Below are 16,913 nucleotides of genomic sequence, written 5' to 3' on the forward strand. Positions count from 1 at the left end.
TCGCTCTACGACCCGCTCGCGTTCTCGCTCGCCGCCGACAACTGCGACCGGTCGACCGAGTAGAGAGTGACGGCGTCGAACCGCCGTTCGACGGTCACGCCGGGGACGCGCTCGAAGGAGACGTCCTCGCCGTACGCCTCACGTTCTCGCGGGCCGACGTAGACGTAGTCCACCTCGTACTCGGCGAGCAGTCGGGCGCGCTCCTGGGGACTCGCCTCGAACATCGCGTCGGCGTCGCTCGCACGGGCCGTGTAGGTCTCCGCGCCACGATAGCCGATCTCGTGACGCCACCCCGCGACGGACATGTGGCCGGTGAGACTCGACTCGGGGTTCGTCCACTGGTAGGCCTGCCAGCCGGGTGCCGCGGCGATGGTGACCTGTCCCGGCTCGTCGTCGAGCCACCCGATGGCGGCCGCCTCGTCGGCGTGGTAGGTCTCGACGAACTGGGTCGCGTCCAGCGTCGGGTCCTCGGGGACGTACCACTCCGCGGCACCGTAGTCGTAGCGACCCGGTTCGGCCCCGAAGTGGTCGCTCATGGCGAACCCACCGTACAGCGCAGTGCTGGCGAGGACGAGGACGGCCAGCACCGTCGCGGGGCGGACGCGCTCGAACATCGCGCGGTCGGCGCTGGCGAACTCCGCGAGCGACGGGGCGGGTGTCGCTCGGGCGACGAGCGCCGACAGGGCGGCCCCCGCCGCGGGTGCCCACAGCACCCAGACCTGCATGTACGTCTTGAAGACGGTGTTGTAGCGGTTCGGCCCGGCCTCCTCGCTCACGAAGACGAGTTCGACGAGGAGGACGACGCCGGTGGCGGCGACCAGCAACACCGTCGCAAAACTCGGGTCGTGGGCGTCCGCGCGGCGGCCACGGAGGACCAGCCACGCCCCGAGGAGGAGGGGGACGAACAGGCCGAACGCGGCGAATCCGAGCGCCCACGCGACGAGACTCGTCACCAGCCAGCCGCCGAGTATCGCCGCGACGGTGCCCGACGACAGCGCGACCGTCTCACGGGCCCGCGAGAACAGGAACGGGACGAATATCAGGAGGTACGCGCCGTGGACGACGAGTAGCCCCCACAGCGCACTGCGCTCTTGGACGAGTTCGATGGACCGACCGCTCGTCGCACCACCCCAGAACGTGAGCGAGGCGGCGACGGCGACCAGCGCGAGGACGGCCGTGACGAGCAGTGCTCCGCCCGTCCAGCGCGACTCGGTTCGACTCCACGACGGGAACGCTCGACGGGTTCGGTCGAGCGTCCCCCTGGAGAGCGGCGACGGCTCGTTCCCGCCGAACCGGGTCGAGAACAGCGTCAGCGGGTCCGCGGGCGCGAAGGCGACGGCGAGCCACGCCACGCCGAGGAGTGTCGGGAACGACCAGGTGTTGACGACGGCGAGGAAGGCGGTGACGAGCGCGACGAGGACGAGCAGGCCCCGACGTCGCCAGACGTGGCGCTCGAACGTCCGGAAGTACGAGTACGCCAGCGTCACGCCCAGCAGCATGAACGGCGTGCTCATCATGTGGGCGTGGAGGTCACCGTTGAGGAAGGCGAACAGCGGGAACTCGTTGATGGTGCCGGGGATGACGCGACTCGCGGACCAGTAGGTGAACTCCGAGAACGGGGCGGTCAGCGTCCCTTCCCACTCTTCGAGGGAGACGCCGGCGACACCAGCGCCGGCCGCCAGCACCGACTGGGGGAGCAGTCCCAGGAGTATCTTCACCGGCACTTCGAGGTTGCTGGCGACGCCGACGAAGAACGCGCCGAACGCGGCGGCCGTCGTCCGGGACCCGCCGAGTCGGTCGCCGAGCGCCCCCGCCAGTCCGTAGGCCGCGGTGACGAGCATCGCGTAGAACCCCGCGAGCGCGAGGTTGTAGGCGTAGCGCGGCGCGGTGAACGTCAGTTTCGTCACGATTGCGGCGACGAGGTGGCCGCCGTAGTAGTACTGGACGCGTTCGCCCGCGAACCACGGGTCGAGCGGTGGGAGGCGGTCGGCCCGAAGCAGCGCCTTCAGCATCGAGAAGTCGAGGAACTTCTCGCCCATCGTGGCGTGGACGGCGGGGTCGACGGCACGGACGGCGACGAGAAAGAGGAAGGCGAGCGCGAAGACGAGCGCCGTCTCGACGGCGACACGTGGGTCGGGGCGTGCGCCCGACCGGAGCGCCAGCACGCTCGCTCCGAGGAGGACCGCCAGCGCGAGGAGGATGGTCGGCCAGCCGAAGGCGACCTGACCGACGACCCACGTGACGAAGCCGAGGACGAACAGGGAGAGCGTGAGAGCGACGCCGGCACCGCGGTCGGCGAGCGGTGGACAGAGGGCGGCGACGACGGGGAGGCCGGCGGCGAACAGCGCGAGGTACGCCACCAGCCAGAGCAACACGAGCCCGATTTCCATGTTCCTGCGACGGGGAGGTGGGGCTAAACCTCTTTTGCACTGGCCGACGCGGCCGAGTGGCATCCCGAACTGTTTTTGTCTCGTGGGCGACTCCCCTCCCCTATGTCGTCCGTCGGTCTCGTCGTCCCCGCCTTCCGACCGAACGCCGAGCGACTCGCATCCTACGTTCGTGCGCTCGACGAGCGGGTGGCACCGGCGGACATCCGTCTCGAACTCGACGACCCCGACAGGGAGACCCGCGACGCACTCCGTGGCCTCGACGACCTGCCCGTGACGGTCAACGCCGTCCCCTACCGCCGTGGCAAGGGTGCGGCCATCACCAGCGGGTTCGACAGCCTCGACACCGACGTCCTCGCGTTCGTCGACGCCGACGGCGCGACCCCGCCCCGGAGCGTTGAGGCGGTGCTCGCCCCGCTTCTCGACGGTGACGCCGCCATCGCGGTCGGGTCCCGGCGACACCCCGACGCGACGGTCCTGAGCCACCAGACCCGTGCCCGCCGACGGATGGGCGACGCGTTCGCGTGGCTGGCCCGTCGCCTCCTCGACGTCGACCTCTATGACTTCCAGTGTGGCGCGAAGGCCATCTCCGCCGACGCCTGGGCGAACGTCCGACAGCACCTCTACGAACCCGGCTTCGCGTGGGACGTGGAGTTCGTCGCGATGAGCCAGGCGCTCGGCTACTCGCTCGTGGAGGTTCCCGTCACCTGGGAGGACCAGCCGAACTCGACGGTCGAACCGCTCGGGGCCGCCTCCGAGATGGGCCGAGCGCTGTTCGTCGCACGCCATCGGTCGCTCCGCCTCCAGGACCACCGCTTCCACGGCGCGTTCCCGGAGACCACGACCGCTCTCGTCGACCGCCAGCGCAGATGAATCGGCAGTTCTCGGCGCTCCTCTCGAGCGTCCGGTTCGGGAAGTTCGTCTCCGTCGGTGCGGTCGGGGCCGTCTTCGACCTCACCGTCTCGACGGTGCTCATCGTCGTCTTCGACGTCGCCCCTCCGGTGGCGAAGGTCGGCGGTGCCGAGGTAGCCATCGTCGTCATGTTCTTCATCAACGAACACTGGACGTTCGCGGACGAGGGAGCGAGCGGAGTGGTTCCGACGCTCCGCCGGTTGGTGAAGTCGAACCTCGTCCGGAGCGGTGGCGTCGCCGTCCAGTTCCTCGTCGTCGGTGCGTTCGGGTCGCTCGCGCTCTCGTTCCCGCTGTTCGGTGTCGACCTCTGGGACCTCGTCCCACTCCCCATCGCCATCGGGGTGTCGATGCTGCTCAACTACGTCCTGGAGAGCCTGGTGACGTGGCGGGTCGCCGCCGAGGCCTGAATCGGGTCGGCCGCTCCCGCGGTATCGCGTGACGTAGCGGTCGTGGAATCACAACCCTTTACTAGCAGGCTGGGGTACGAGATAGTAGCGGGATGGGATAGCCAGGAGATTCCGCCGGGCTCATAACCCGGAGATCGGTAGTTCAAATCTACCTCCCGCTATGTTCTGACGACACACGACACGAACGACGAGCGAAGCGAGTCGTGAGCCGTGTGTCGTCGAACTCGTCCGGAGTAGTTTGAAGCAGGGAGCGAACGCGAGTGAGTGACCGGGGTTCAAATCTACCTCCCGCTACTTCTACTGCGAGCAACGACGAGGAGCGAAGCGACGAGTCCCTGAGTGAGTAAAACCAGCCGAACTACGAACGAGGCTGCGAGCGACGCGAGCAGGGACGGACGACGAGTAGACTCGAAGCAGGCGACGAAGCGAGCGTCCGTGAGTCTCGGAGCGTGACGCCTCGTCGTCCGTGATAGTTTCACTCCCGTTTCAGTGGCCACAAACTATTCGTTGAGTGGTGAAGTAGCCGAGCAGTCATGGGAGAGAGCGAGATTCTCGACGGAGCCATCGCCGAACGGCCACGAGAGGTCGCCGAGCATCCGCTGCTCGCGGCCATCTACGACCGTCACGACGCGCTCATCCGTCGACACGTTCGCTCCGACGGGCGGACGCTCGAACTCGCGTTCGGTCGCCACGCCCACCCCGACGCCGACGTCGGTGTCGAGGCGTTCCACGAGAACTCGCTCGACGCACGCGACATCGAGGCGACTACCGCCGACGCCCGTTCGCTACCGTTCGCGGACGACGCGTTCGACACCGTCGTCGGGCGGCGGTTCCTCCACCACGTTCCGCCGGCCGACCGTCGTGCGATGCTCGCCGAGGCACGGCGGGTTCTCGCACCGGGCGGGCGACTGATACTGCTCGAAGGGACGCCCGGCCTCTACCGGCGGTTCACGAAGGCGCTCGCGTTCCGACTCGGTGCGCTCGGGGAGGACACCGACGAGTACGGTCACCTCTCGGTCGACGACGTCAGTGGTCTGCTCGACGCCGGCGGGTTCGAGACCCTCGAACTCCGCCGACTCGGGTCGCCGTTGATGCCGTTGAGCCTCTCGAAAGGGGAGTGGAGTGCGCGGGCCGTCTCGCTCTACGAGCGGACGCAGTTCGTCCGCTGGTGGACGCTGGCAGTGGCGACCCCCGCACCCGGCGTCGAGGTGGGAACGCCAGGCTCAGCCGTCGAGAAGCGCCGTTCGCCGTCGGGACAACGACACGTCTAAGTGACGCGGGGGCCGTTCGACAACTCGTGCGTACCGTCGCCGTCATCCCCGCGTACAACGAGTCGACGACCGTCGGGCCCGTCATCGAGGGTGCGCTGGAACACGTCGACCACGTGGTCGTCGTCGACGACGGCTCCGCCGACGACACCGCGGCCGTCGCTCGTCGCCACGGAGCGAGCGTCGTCCAGCACGTCATCAACACGGGGGTCGGCGGCGCGGTCAGGACCGGCTATCGCTACGCGATTCGCAACGACTACGACTTCGTCGTCCAGATCGACGCCGACGGGCAACACGACCCGACGTACATCCCGAAACTCCTCGCCGAGGCCGAGGACAACGACATGGTCATCGCCAGTCGCTACCTCAACGACAGCCACGAGGAGTACTCGCAGGTCCGCAACACCGGGATTCGCTTCTTCACCGCGGTCGTCAACGCGCTGGGCGGCATCGACATCACCGACGTGACCAGCGGCTTTCGGGTGTACCGCGTGTCGAAACTGGAGACCATCCTGCACCACTCCGACCGCCACTGGGCGGTCGAACAGACGCTCGACGCCGCGCGCTCGAACCACCGTATCACGGAGGTGTCGGTGAAGATGCCCGTCCGCGACGAGGGCGACTCGCAGTTCACCTTCGACACGTTCGTGCTCTACCCCGCCCGGATGGCCGACGTCATCCTCCGGGTCCTCATCTTCAGATAACCTCCGACAATGGCAGACTACACACTCGTCAACTTCGCCACGTTCCTGGTGGGCCTCGGCCTCCTGTTCAACGGCTACTACATCGTCCGGCGGGGCCGCGAGGACATCGCGCTGTTCGTCCTCTCGGCCATCGTCGGCCTCGGACTGGTGTTCGTCGCCCTCCTCCCGAACGCCTTCCAGAGCGTGGCGAACGTCCTGGGTCTCGAACTCCAGGCTCGTGCCATCCTCGTCGTCTCGAACCTCGTGCTGTTCGTCGTCGTCACCTACCTGTTCAACCGTATCGGAAAGCTCTACGACCAGCAGTCGAGGCTGAACGAGGAGCTGAGCCTGCTGAAGAACGACCTCGAAGAACACCGGAACGACCGATAGCCGATGGGTGTCGACGACCGGCCTCCCGAAGCGGTCCTCTCGGTGGACTTCGAGGTGTTCGGTCAGACGCCGGCCTACCGGAACGCCGAGGGGACCACCGACCGGGAGACGGCCGGGCTCGAACAGGGACGGTTCCTCACGGAGCGGCTGGCGGCCCACGACGCCGACGCGACGTTCTTCACCGTCTCGTCGGTCGCCGACGAACACCCCGACGAGGTCCGCGCCATCGCCGACGCCGGCCACGAAATCGCCTCGCACACCCACTCGCATCGACTGCTCTCCGACCTCGACCCGGCGGAGCGTTCGGAGGAACTCGTCCACTCGCGTGCGGTGCTCGAATCGGTCACCAGAGCGTCCGTCGACGGGTTCCGCGCCCCGGCGTTCGACCTCCCCGACGGGACGCTCGCCGCGCTGGCGGACGCCGGCTACGCCTACGACTCCAGCGTCGCGGCCTCCCGGAAGATTCCGGGCTGGTACGGCGGCGAGGACGACGCGGTCCGACCGTGTTCGGCCGCCGAGATTCAGTCCGACGCGCCCGAGACGCTCGCCGAACTGCCCGTCGCCGTGATGCCGGGCCTTCGCCTGCCGCTGACGGGGACGTGGCTCCGATTCTTCGGCGTTCGCTACACCATCGCCGGGATGCACCTGCTCGCTCGCCGCGGTATCACGCCCGTCCTCTACGTCCACCCGTGGGAACTCGCGGACCTGCCGGACGTCGACGGCGTCCCGTCGCGGGTGTACGTCCGAACTGGGGCGTGGATGCGACGGGCCGTCGAACGCGTCCTCGCCGAACCGTTCGAGTTCGTCACCGCCCGGTCCGTCGTGGCCGAGGCGGCCGGCGCACCGCCGCTGACCAGCGTGTCGGACGCCGGAGCGCGGTAGCGTGGTCGACGCTCGTCTCAAGCGCGTCGCCGGCTTCGCCCTCCGCTACGGCATCGGCCTCCTCGCCGTCGCGTGGCTGCTGGGGCAACTCGACTACGACCGACTCCTCGGCGTGCTGACCGACGTCCCGCCCGAGACGGTCGGGCTGCTGCTCGTCGTCACCGCCGTCGGGTTGGCTGGCCGGTTCTCGACGTGGCACGTCCTGATGAACCGCCTCGACACGGCTACCTTCCGGCAGGCGGCCAGCACCGACCTCGTGGTCAACTTCATCAACCAGGTGCTCCCCTCCCGGCTGTCGGGCCGGGCGGCCGCGCCCGTGGTCGTCAGCACCGAGACGGGGATGAGCGGGGGTGATTCGGTCGCGGTCGCCGGCGTCCACACGGGACTGTACGCGGTGCTCTACGGTGTCGTCTCGGCGGTCGGCGTCCTCGCCGGTGTCGGCCGGTTCCCGGCGGGCGTCCTCCTGTTGCTCGGCCTCTCGACGCTGCTCTACTTCGTCGCGGGGGCGTTCGTCCTGCTCGTCGGGTCGAACCTGACGGCCGTCGACCGGTTCGTCGCGTCGCTCGCGGGACTGTTCGAGCGTGTGCCGCGAGTCGGCCCCCGACTCGCCGGGACGGTTCGGTCGCTGCCCGACTTCACCGACAGTTCGGCCGCGGCGTTCCGGACGCTCTCGACCAGTCCGCGTGCGGTGGGGCTGTACGCGCTCGGGTGGGTCGTGGCGATGGTGCTGACGCCGGGCCTGCGCGTCTGGCTGTTGCTCGACGCGCTCGGTGCGGGGTTCGAGCCTGCGCTCCTCCTGCCGCTCTACCTGCTCGCGGCGTACAGCGTGACGCTCCTCCCGCTCACGCCGGGCGGTATCGGCGTCACCGAGGCGACGGCGACCGCGGTGTTCGTCGCGCTCGGGGTGCCCGCCGAAATCGTCGTCCCGGTCGTCTTCCTCGACCGGTTTCTGAGCGTCTACCTCCCCGCACTGGTCGGGTGGTACCCGTCGCTCCGACTCGACCTGTCGGCGCTCGCGGCGGACCAGGGTGAGTGACGGGAGACGGAGACGACGGTCCTCGACGGGTGCACCCGGAGAGGAGAAAGTATTTCCACGGGCCTCGGTTCGGGTAGACCATGACGCGGACGTTCGTCGTCGGCCTCGACGGGGCCTCCTGGCGACTGCTCGACCAGTGGCTCGACGCCGGCGACCTGCCGAACCTCGCCGCCCTCCGGGAGTCCGGTGCGTGGGCCGCCCACCGAAGCTGTCTCCCGCCGGTGACCTTCCCGAACTGGAAGTGCTACTCCGCCGGGAAGGACCCCGGCGGCTTCGGCGTCTTCTGGTTCGAACACGTCGACCTGGAGGCGGGGGAGATAACGGTCGCCAACGGCGGCGACTTCCGGACCGTCGAACTGTGGGACTACCTCAACGACGACGGCAAGTCGACGGGCGTCGTCAACATGCCGACGATGTACCCGCCACGCGACATCGACGGACCGGTCGTCTGTGGCGGTCCAGACGCCGTCTCCGGGGAGTACCGCTCCATCGACTCGGGGTACACCTCGCCGGCTGACCTCGCGGACTACCTCGAACGGGAGTTCGACTACGAGGTCCACCCGAACCCGCTGCTCTCCTCGAACACCGAACGCGGTGCGGAGGTCGACGCTATCCTCGACGTGCTGGACTCCCGCTTCGAGGTGGCGCTCGACCTGTTCGAGCGCGACGAACTCGACTTCGTGCACGTCACGCTGTTCTACCTCAACGTCCTGCACCACTTCTTCTGGGACGACGAACCGGTGTACCGAGCGTGGCAACTCGTCGACGAGTGGCTGGGCGAACTGCGCGAACTGGAGGACACGACGCTCGTGTTGATGTCCGATCACGGCGCGGCCCCCACGACGACGGAGTTCTACGTCAACGAGTGGCTGGCCGAGAACGGCTATCAGGCTCGTGAACGCACCGTCGAGGACTACCTCACGCCGCTCGGACTGACCCGCGAGAACGCGCTCTCGCTCGCCAAGCGTGCCGGTATCGTCGATACGCTCGCCGAGGTGGTCCCCCAGCGTCTCCAGGAACTCGTCCCGCAGAGCGCGGGCCTCAAACGCGGTCGAAAGCTCGAAGCCATCGATCTGGAGCGAACGAAGGCCGTCGCCAGCGGGCAAGGGCCTATCTACGTCAACCCACGTTTCGACGTGGAGGCGGTCCGCGAGGAACTCCTCGCGGACTTGCGCGAGGTCAGCGACGCCGAGGGGCCGCTGTTCACCGCCGTCCACCGCGGCGAGGACGTCTATCACGGTCCGTTCGTCGAGGAGGGCCCGGAGGTGGTCGTCGACATGCGTCCCGGCGTCCACGTCAACGACGGCGTCGGCGGTGGGAACGTCACGACGGCCCCGGACCGCTGGGCCGCCGAGAACACGCCCCACGGCATCTTCGTGGCGAACGGGCCGAACGTCGCCCCCGTCGGCGAACTCGACGACATCTCCATCCTCGACCTCGCACCGACCATCCTCGCGGGGATGGGCAGCGACGTGCCGACGGACATGCGCGGGGAGGTGCTGGACGTCTTCGAGGAGTCCCCCGACGTCGGCGAACGCGAACCGATCCCGTTCCGGGCGCGCGAGCGCGTCGGCGACGGCGACGAGGTGGCCGACCGCCTGAAGCAGTTGGGGTACATGGAGTGACCGCGCGTGCACCCGTCGGCGGTCCCACGTCGCGTCGCGCCGAACCACGGCCCTTATCAGGCGCTTCGCTGAGGGTCTGACAATGCGCGTTCCCTCCCCGGTGGCCCGGGTTCGTCGGCGCGTCCGGGCGGACCTCGACGCCGACCCGTACCTCGGCTACATCCTCCTGCTGACGCTCCTGCTCGGCGCGTTCTGGTTCTGGCACCTCGCGCCGAACTTCGCCACGCGCGACGAGATGGACCGCATCCTCGATCCGCTGGTCGCGTTCGGGACGGTCTACGCCGACCCGAGTCTCGACTCGTTGCGCGAGGGCATCACCTGGGGTCGGGTCCCGTTCGGCGCGACGCTCTACCTCTACGCGCTGCTCCTGATTCCCGTCGTCCTCGGCGCGGCCCTCACCGGGAACCTCGACCTGTTCGAGGCGTTCGCCACCCCCGGCCGGGCAGCCAGCGCCTTCGGGACCTACGAGGTCTGGCACGCGACCCCCGAGTGGGTGTGGTGGGTCGCCGTCTCGATGGTTCGGCTGTTCAACGTCGCGTTCGCCGTCGGGTCGGTCTACCTCACCTACCGCATCGCCACGACCATCCGCGACCGGGCGGCGGGCCGCCTCGCGGCGGTCCTGCTGACGTTCTCGTGGGGCTTTCTCACCCTCGCTCACGAGGGCGGCGAGGACGTGCCCGCACTCTTTTTCGTCCTGCTCGCGCTCTACCTCCTGCTCGGCTACGTGCGGGAGGGGACCGACTGGCGGTTCTACGGCGCGAGCATCGCCGGGGGCGTCGCCATCGCCTTCAAACTCACCGCCTTCCCCGTCATCGTCACCATCGTCGCGGCGTACCTCCTGCGTGCGCGGGAGGCCGACGACCCGACGGCGGCGCTGTTCCAGCCGAGACTCGTCGTCGCCGGGGGTCTGTTCGGGTTCGGCGTCATCATGCTCGGCTTCCCGACGTTCGTCGTCGCCGGGTTCGACCCCATCGTCGCTCGTATCTTCGAGGGCTCCGAGGCGCGGGCCGGGTGGGCGACCGGTCCGGACGCCCCCATCTGGTGGTGGTTCCTCCGTGGCTACTTCAGCGGTCTCAGCCTCCCGCTGTTCGCCGGGGCGGTCGCTGGCGTCCTCGCCGGCCTCTATCAGGTGGTCGACGACCGCGAGGAGTCCAGTGCCGTCCTGCTCGTCCTCGTCGCACTGGCGACGTACGTGGTGATGTTCTCGCAGTGGCACGACTTCCGGGTCCACCACCTGCTGCCGACGTTTCCGCTGTTGATGGTGCTCGTCGCGCTCATGCTGAACCGACTGCTCCGGGAGACGCCCCGACTGGGCACCGCGTTCACCGTCTTCTTGCTCCTCACGAGCGGCACGTACGCAGTCGTCGGCGTCGGCGGCTACGCCTCGATGCCCCGCGACGAGGCCGTCGACTGGTACGCCGCCAACGCCGACGAGAACGACACCGTCGAACTGTATCGCGTCCACATGCAGGACGCCGCCGTCCCGCACTGGCTGGACGTCAACCACCCCTACGAACCGCGAAGCGAGCACGTCGCCTGTCCGGAGTACGTCGAGATAACGTATCGAGACCTGCTCTACCTCGCGGACGGGACGTACTACCGGAACGGCGAGGCGGAGAAGGAGTACGTTCGCGGCATGCTGGACGGCGAGTACGGCTACGAAGTCGTCGCCGAGTTCGGCCCGCGGCCGCCGAACTTCGTCCCACAGCGGGCCTCGCCGGGGTCGGTCGTCGACCTGATTCCGTACGGAGTCGTGCCACACACCGACCAGTACGCGGACGAACAGGAACTCGAACCGAACCAGTACACCGCGATTCTCGCACGGAACGGGTCGGGAACGTGTGACGCCGACCGCGAGATACCGTTCTACTGAGTCGCCGGACCGTCGCGCCCGTCCGACTCGCTCAGGTTCGTGCCGGGGCCTCGATACCCAGTTCCTCCAACAGCGTGTCGGCGGCGGCCGCCGAGGAGCCTGGACCGCGGGCCGTGACGAGGTCACCGTCGACGGTGACGCTCTCCTCGGCGTCGAGTTCCGCGTCCCAGTTCCCGCCGGCGGCCTTCACCTCGTCTTCGACCCAGTAGGGGAGTTTCCGGCCGTCGGGCATCACGTCGTTCTCGTCGACGATGTCCTCCTCCCACGCGTTGGGGAAGCCGGTCACGTCCCGTCCCTCGACGAGGCGGCCCTCGTCGTCGCCCCAGGTGAACCCGAGGATGCCGACGGCGTGACAGACGACGAGTGCGTTGCCGTCGTCGCCCGTGACGGCGTCGGCGAGCAGTTGTCGGGCGTGTGTGTCCTGGTTGATGTCCCACTCGGTGCCGTGGCCGCCGGGGAAGACGACGGTGTCGTAGTCGTCGGCGCTCACGACCGCGAGCGGTTCGGGGTCGTTCAGTCGCTCGTCGCTCTCGTGAATCTCGCGTAGCTCTTCGACCCGCTCCTCGCCGCCCGCGCTCTCCGGGTCGAGCGACCGTTCGTCGACGACCGGCGGACTCCCCGACGGTGTCGCCACCGTCACGTCGACGCCCGCGTCGGTGAGCGTCGTCAGCGGTTCGATACACTCCTCGGCCCAGTACCCCTCTTCGCTCACGACGAACAGCGCGCTGGTCATTGCAGGCCGGTGTTCGGCCGCGGGACGGAAAAGCCCGGTCGTACCCCTCGGCGTTGCTTCATCCCGGCGTGGCGACCGGTCGAGCTTTCGACCGGTCGCCGGTGGGTGGACGGTTACCCGTCGCCCTGCTCGTCGACGATGACGACTTCGCCGTCGACGACGTCGACGTTGATGAGCGTCTTGACGTCGTAGCCCTCCATCTTGTTCTCACCGCCGACCTTCTTGATGACCGCGACGATGTCGGCCACGTCCGCACCGGTCTCGCCCAGCGCCTCGCGGATGGCCCGGAGCGTCCCGCCGGTCGAGAGCACGTCGTCGAGCAGGAGGACCCGATCACCCTCGAAGACGTCGTTCATGTACATCTCGTTCTCGGAGTAGCCGGTGACCTGCGCGATACTCACCTCGCCGTCCAGTCCGTACTGGCGCTTGCGGATGACGACCAGCGGGATGTCCGTCATCAGCGAGACGGCCGTCGAGATGTGGATGCCCATCGCGGCCGGGGTGACGATCTTGTCGACGCCCTCCAGTTCGGCCTTCCGGATGATGCCGATGGTGATCTCCCGGAGGAGTTTGGGGTCGAGCATCGGGACGCCGTCGCTGATGGGGTGGACGAAGTAGTGGTAGTCTCCCTTCTGGATGATGGGGGCCTCCCGCAGCGACCGAGCGAGCAAGTCCATGTCGCCCGTATTTCGCGCGGTGGTATAACAGCGGTGGTCCGAACCGACCGTGAGGTGACCTCACACGAGTGTGCGACGGCCCGTTCGGCCGGTCGGTCGCTCACACCCCCTCGGCCCCGTTCAGGTGAGACTCATCGCCACGACACCGACCACGAGCAGGACGGTCGTCAGTCCGAGCAACAGCAGTTGTGCGAACACCGCGACGTCGCCGGCCGTATCCAGTCCCATGGCTCGGAGGGCCACGACGAGCGACTTCGTTACCCGCTGCCTTGCCGACCGGCGGGGCGAGCGAGACGGACCGGAACGGGGCGTTACTCGAACGAAACGTCTCGTTGGTGGAGGATACACGGCGAATAACGGTGTGGACGGACGGCCACTACCGTGGCCGCAGTCGGAGTCGCCGGTGGTCGCGGCCGGCCACACGACGGCCTCGTTCTGCTGGCACCCCTCACGGCCGGGTGTTCTATCGGTACTTCCAGCGACAATTCGTCAGACTTCTGGGTGAATGACCAGTTACGGTTCGTAATCCGATAACCGTTTGGAAAATCGAAGCCGTATCCGCGGAGATTTGAAAACTATTAAGCGGCCGTCGCTCCGCTCTCTCTGTGTGCAACCGGAACCGGCGGTTCTCCTCGCCGTGCTGGCGCTCCCGTTCGTCGGCGCGGCGGTGACACCACTCGTCTACCGGGTGCTCGGTGAGCGCACCGCCTACTTCGCGGCCGCGGTCGCGACGGCGTGTCTCGCCCTCGTGCTCAGCCAGCACGGCACCCACGGCACGGTGAGCGTCGAGTGGATACCGCAACTCGGCGTCAACCTCGTGCTGTACCTGGACGGTCTGGCCTTCCTCGTCGCGCTGCTCGCCTCGGGTGTCGGTATCCTCGTGTTCACCTACTCCGGGGGGTACATGCACGGCGAACCGGGACAGGCCAAGTACTACACCACGCTGCTGGTGTTCATGGGTGCGATGCTCGGGGTCGCACTCGCCGCCGACCTCGTCGCGCTGTTCGTCTTCTGGGAACTGACGAGCGTCTCCTCGTTCGTCCTCATCGGTCACTACCAGCGCGAGACGTCCTCGCTCTACGCCTCGCGGAAGTCGATGCTCATCACCGTCTCCGGTGGGCTGTTCATGCTCGTCGGGTTCCTCGTGCTCGCCTCGGCCAGTACGGACGCGCTCGGGACGAGCACGTTCGCACTGTTCGGCTACGGCGACGTCCCCGGCCTCGTCGAGAACGCCGACGCCGTCCGTTCGACGCTGACCGAGCAGGGACTCCTGCTCCCCGTCGTCGCCCTCGTCGGTCTCGGCGCGGCCACGAAGTCCGCGCAGGTCCCGTTCCACATCTGGCTTCCCAACGCGATGGAAGCGCCGACGCCCGTCAGCGCGTTCCTCCACAGTGCGACGATGGTGAAGGCCGGCGTCTACCTCGTCGGTCGGTTCCGTCCGCTGTTCGTCCCCGGCGGCGAGGACGTCTACTTCGCCGAGGCGTGGCTGCCGGTCTTCGTCGTCCTCGGCCTGCTGACGATGACCGTCGCCGCCATGCTCGCGGTGAGCGCGACGGACATCAAGGAACTGCTCGCGTACTCCACCGCCTCCCACCTCGGTCTCATCGTCGCCGGGTTCGGCTTCGCGGTCAGCTACGGCGGGGAGGCGGGCGCGTTCCACATCCTCAACCACGCGTCGTTCAAGGCGGCGCTGTTCCTCGTCGCCGGTATCGTCGCCCACGAGGCCGGCACGCGGAACATCGCGGAACTCTCCGGACTCAGGGACGACCTGCCGATTACGACCATCATCGCCACCGTCGCGTGTCTCTCGATGGCGGGCATCCCGCCGTTCAACGGCTTCTTCTCGAAGGAACTGCTGTTCGAGGCGGCCTGGGAGACGGGGGCGCACTTCGGGGGCCTCTGGTTCCTCGTGCCCGCCATCGCCGTCTTCGGGAGTATCTTCACGTTCCTCTACTCCATCAGGTTCCTCTCGCTGTTCTACGGCGACCGGCCCGAGGGACTGGGCGAGGTCCACTCGCCGCCGCTGGCGATGCTCGCACCCGCCGCGGTGCTGGGACTGGCCGTCGTCGCCATCAGCCTCCGGCCGAACCTCGCCATCGAACTGGTCGCTGGTGACGCCTACGCCGCCGTCGCGCCGGGTGAGGCGCACTCCTTCACCGTCCCGTGGCCCATCCCGCTCGAACCGTCGCCGTACGCGCTGATGTCGCTGGCGACCATCCTGTTCGGCGCGGCGGCCTACCCGTTCTACGACCGCCTCCACGGCGCTATCGCCCGCGCCCGGACGGTCCCCTACACCAGTCCGAACGCCTACTACGACGGCGGACTGGCCGCGCTCGAACGCACCAGCGCGCTCGTCCCCGGCTACGTCCAGACGCGGATGTTCCGCACCTACGCCGCGTCGACGATGCTCGCGGTCTGTGCGCTCGCGCTCGGTGGCTACCTCGTCGCGGGCGTCACCGTTCCGGTGCCCGAGGGGCTGAGCAGTCTGACGGTGCTCGGCCTCGTCGGTGGCGTGCCGCTCGCCGTCGTCCTGCTCGTCGCGCTGTTCGGCGCGGCGGCCGTCGGCATCGCCGACTCCCACGTCGCGGGGGTGTTGACCCTCTCGATTCTCGGGTTCATGGTCGCCATCTTCTACGTGCTGGCCTCCGCACCCGACCTCGCGCTCACGCAGCTGGTCATCGAGACGCTCGTCTTGCTCATCTTCCTGCTCGTCCTCGACAAACTGCCCGCGTGGTACGGCAGTCTCGACGTGCGCGAAGCCGTGCCCGACGCCGTCGTCGCGGGCGTCGTCGGCGTCACGGTGACGCTGACCGTCCTCGTGACGACGAGCGCCCAGCCGTCCCAGAACATCGCGTCGTTCTTCGTCGAGCGTGCGCCGGTCCCCGAGGAACACGGGCCGGTGCTCGTCGACTCGGGTGGCGGTGGCAACATCGTCAACGTCATCCTCGTCGACTTCCGGGCGTTCGACACGCTCGGCGAGATCACCGTCGTCGCCATGGCCGCGCTGGCCGTGTTGACGCTCGTCGGGATGCGAAACCGGGGTGAGGACGTATGAGCACCGACACGGACACGACGGTCATCGCACGCACCGTCGTGCGCGTCGTCGTCCCCGTCATCCTGTTGACGGCGGTGGCGCTGCTGTTGCAGGGCCACAACCTCCCCGGCGGCGGGTTCATCGCGGGAGTGCTGACGGTGACGGCGTTCGCGCTGGTCTACATCGTCTTCGGTCGGGAGTTCCTCCAGCGCGAACTGCTCCACGTCGACGACGACGGCTTCCTCGGTGGCTCCATCGGCGAGTACGGCCGGACGTTCACCTTCGGACTGGCGCTCGCCGCCTCGTCGGGACTCGCCGCCATCGTCGTCGGCGAACTGTTCGCCGGCGGCCGGTACGAGTTCATCACACAGGGTGTCTGGTTCGTCTACCACGTTCCCGTCTACCACGAGATAGAGATTCCGACGGCGCTCTTCTTCGACCTCGGGGTCTACTTCGTGGTGGTCGGCGCACTGCTGACCATCCTCGCGGTGGTGGGACGCGAATGACGCCCACCGCACTCTCGACCGTGTTCACAGCAATCCCGCTCCAGGCGTCCGCACAGTCACCGAACACCCAGTTCGTCATCGCCGTCGTCCTCGGTCTACTGTTCGCCATCGGGACGTTCCTCGTCCTCCGGCGTGACGTCGTCCGGGTCGTCTGGGGTATCGCCATCATCTCGCAGGCGACGAACATGTACCTCGTGACGATGGGTGGTATCGCCGGGAGCGTCCCTATCCTCGCCCACGGCGCGACGCCCGACCCCGCGACGGTGTCGAACCCGCTGGTACAGGCGCTCGTCCTGACGGCCATCGTCATCGGCTTCGGGACGACGGCGTTCGCGCTCGTGTTGACCTACCGGGTCTACGAGGAACACGGCACCATCGACCTCGCGGAACTCGGTGCGGCCCCGCCGGAGTCGGGCGTCTCGGCGATGACCGACTCGTCGATAGACGGGCCGGAAGCGACCGGCGACGGCGAACCGGTCACCGACGACGACGGCGACACG

Annotated in this window: 14 protein-coding genes, 1 tRNA gene and 1 pseudogene; 13 read left to right on the forward strand and 3 right to left on the reverse strand. The window is 68.2% G+C overall.

What is annotated here, in order from left to right:
- Nucleotides 1-5: 5 nt before the first annotated feature.
- On the reverse strand, nt 6-2,390 hold the full coding sequence (locus GQS65_RS02220) for a DUF2298 domain-containing protein (RefSeq protein ID WP_158203043.1): 2,385 nt from the start codon (nt 2,388-2,390) through the stop codon (nt 6-8).
- A 102-nt stretch (nt 2,391-2,492) separates the two neighbouring features.
- Here GQS65_RS02220 and GQS65_RS02225 point away from each other — a divergent pair, with 102 nt between their 5' ends.
- The 10 genes from GQS65_RS02225 to GQS65_RS02270 all read left to right on the forward strand — a co-directional run bounded on the left by GQS65_RS02225 (nt 2,493) and on the right by GQS65_RS02270 (nt 11,463).
- A complete protein-coding gene (locus tag GQS65_RS02225) occupies nt 2,493-3,260 on the forward strand; it encodes a glycosyltransferase family 2 protein (protein WP_158203044.1) in 768 nt (255 codons plus the stop codon).
- On the forward strand, nt 3,257-3,706 hold the full coding sequence (locus tag GQS65_RS02230) for a GtrA family protein (RefSeq protein ID WP_158203045.1): 450 nt from the start codon (nt 3,257-3,259) through the stop codon (nt 3,704-3,706). Before GQS65_RS02225 ends, GQS65_RS02230 begins: the two co-directional genes overlap by 4 nt.
- Nucleotides 3,707-3,792: 86 nt before the next feature.
- Nucleotides 3,793-3,867, forward strand: a tRNA-Met gene (locus tag GQS65_RS02235).
- Between the two features lie 372 nt (nt 3,868-4,239).
- Complete coding sequence (locus tag GQS65_RS02240; protein WP_158203046.1) at nt 4,240-4,977, forward strand: class I SAM-dependent methyltransferase; 738 nt, start codon at nt 4,240-4,242, stop codon at nt 4,975-4,977.
- Between the two features lie 26 nt (nt 4,978-5,003).
- Nucleotides 5,004-5,678: a glycosyltransferase gene (locus tag GQS65_RS02245; RefSeq protein WP_368279765.1), complete on the forward strand. Its 675-nt coding sequence runs from the start codon at nt 5,004-5,006 to the stop codon at nt 5,676-5,678.
- Between the two features lie 9 nt (nt 5,679-5,687).
- Nucleotides 5,688-6,047 carry a DUF2304 domain-containing protein gene (locus tag GQS65_RS02250; protein ID WP_158203047.1) on the forward strand — a complete coding sequence of 120 codons (360 nt, stop codon included), beginning with the start codon at nt 5,688-5,690 and terminating at the stop codon, nt 6,045-6,047.
- Nucleotides 6,048-6,050: 3 nt separating this feature from the next.
- Nucleotides 6,051-6,929: a polysaccharide deacetylase family protein gene (locus GQS65_RS02255; RefSeq protein WP_158203048.1), complete on the forward strand. Its 879-nt coding sequence runs from the start codon at nt 6,051-6,053 to the stop codon at nt 6,927-6,929.
- Nucleotide 6,930: 1 nt separating this feature from the next.
- Complete coding sequence (locus tag GQS65_RS02260) at nt 6,931-7,965, forward strand: flippase-like domain-containing protein (RefSeq protein WP_368279766.1); 1,035 nt, start codon at nt 6,931-6,933, stop codon at nt 7,963-7,965.
- A gap of 80 nt (nt 7,966-8,045) precedes the next feature.
- Nucleotides 8,046-9,590, forward strand: coding sequence for an alkaline phosphatase family protein (locus GQS65_RS02265; RefSeq protein WP_158203049.1), 1,545 nt, complete (start codon nt 8,046-8,048; stop codon nt 9,588-9,590).
- A gap of 82 nt (nt 9,591-9,672) precedes the next feature.
- Entirely contained in the window at nt 9,673-11,463 is a 1,791-nt protein-coding gene (locus GQS65_RS02270; RefSeq protein WP_158203050.1) for an ArnT family glycosyltransferase, read from the forward strand.
- Between the two features lie 31 nt (nt 11,464-11,494).
- On the opposite strand, the gene GQS65_RS02275 is transcribed toward GQS65_RS02270, so the two are convergent.
- Entirely contained in the window at nt 11,495-12,196 is a 702-nt protein-coding gene (locus GQS65_RS02275) for a DJ-1/PfpI family protein (protein WP_158203051.1), read from the reverse strand.
- Nucleotides 12,197-12,309: 113 nt separating this feature from the next.
- Nucleotides 12,310-12,873 (reverse strand): hypoxanthine/guanine phosphoribosyltransferase, encoded by a 564-nt coding sequence (gene hpt / locus GQS65_RS02280; RefSeq protein WP_158203052.1) that lies wholly within the window; start codon nt 12,871-12,873, stop codon nt 12,310-12,312.
- A gap of 607 nt (nt 12,874-13,480) precedes the next feature.
- On the opposite strand from hpt, the gene mbhE reads away from it, so the two are divergent.
- From mbhE to GQS65_RS02295, 3 genes and pseudogenes are all read left to right on the forward strand, one after another.
- On the forward strand, nt 13,481-15,928 hold the full coding sequence (gene mbhE, locus GQS65_RS02285; RefSeq protein ID WP_368279767.1) for a hydrogen gas-evolving membrane-bound hydrogenase subunit E: 2,448 nt from the start codon (nt 13,481-13,483) through the stop codon (nt 15,926-15,928).
- On the forward strand, nt 15,925-16,413 hold the full coding sequence (locus GQS65_RS02290; protein WP_158203054.1) for an MnhB domain-containing protein: 489 nt from the start codon (nt 15,925-15,927) through the stop codon (nt 16,411-16,413). Before mbhE ends, GQS65_RS02290 begins: the two co-directional genes overlap by 4 nt.
- Nucleotides 16,410-16,808 (forward strand): annotated as a pseudogene (locus tag GQS65_RS02295) (sodium:proton antiporter); the annotation flags it as partial. The gene GQS65_RS02290 and the pseudogene GQS65_RS02295, both read left to right, overlap by 4 nt.
- Nucleotides 16,809-16,913 lie beyond the last annotated feature (105 nt).

Origin of the sequence: Halomarina oriensis, from assembly GCF_009791395.1 — an archaeon.
GTDB classification, from domain to species: Archaea; Halobacteriota; Halobacteria; order Halobacteriales; family Haloarculaceae; genus Halomarina; species Halomarina oriensis.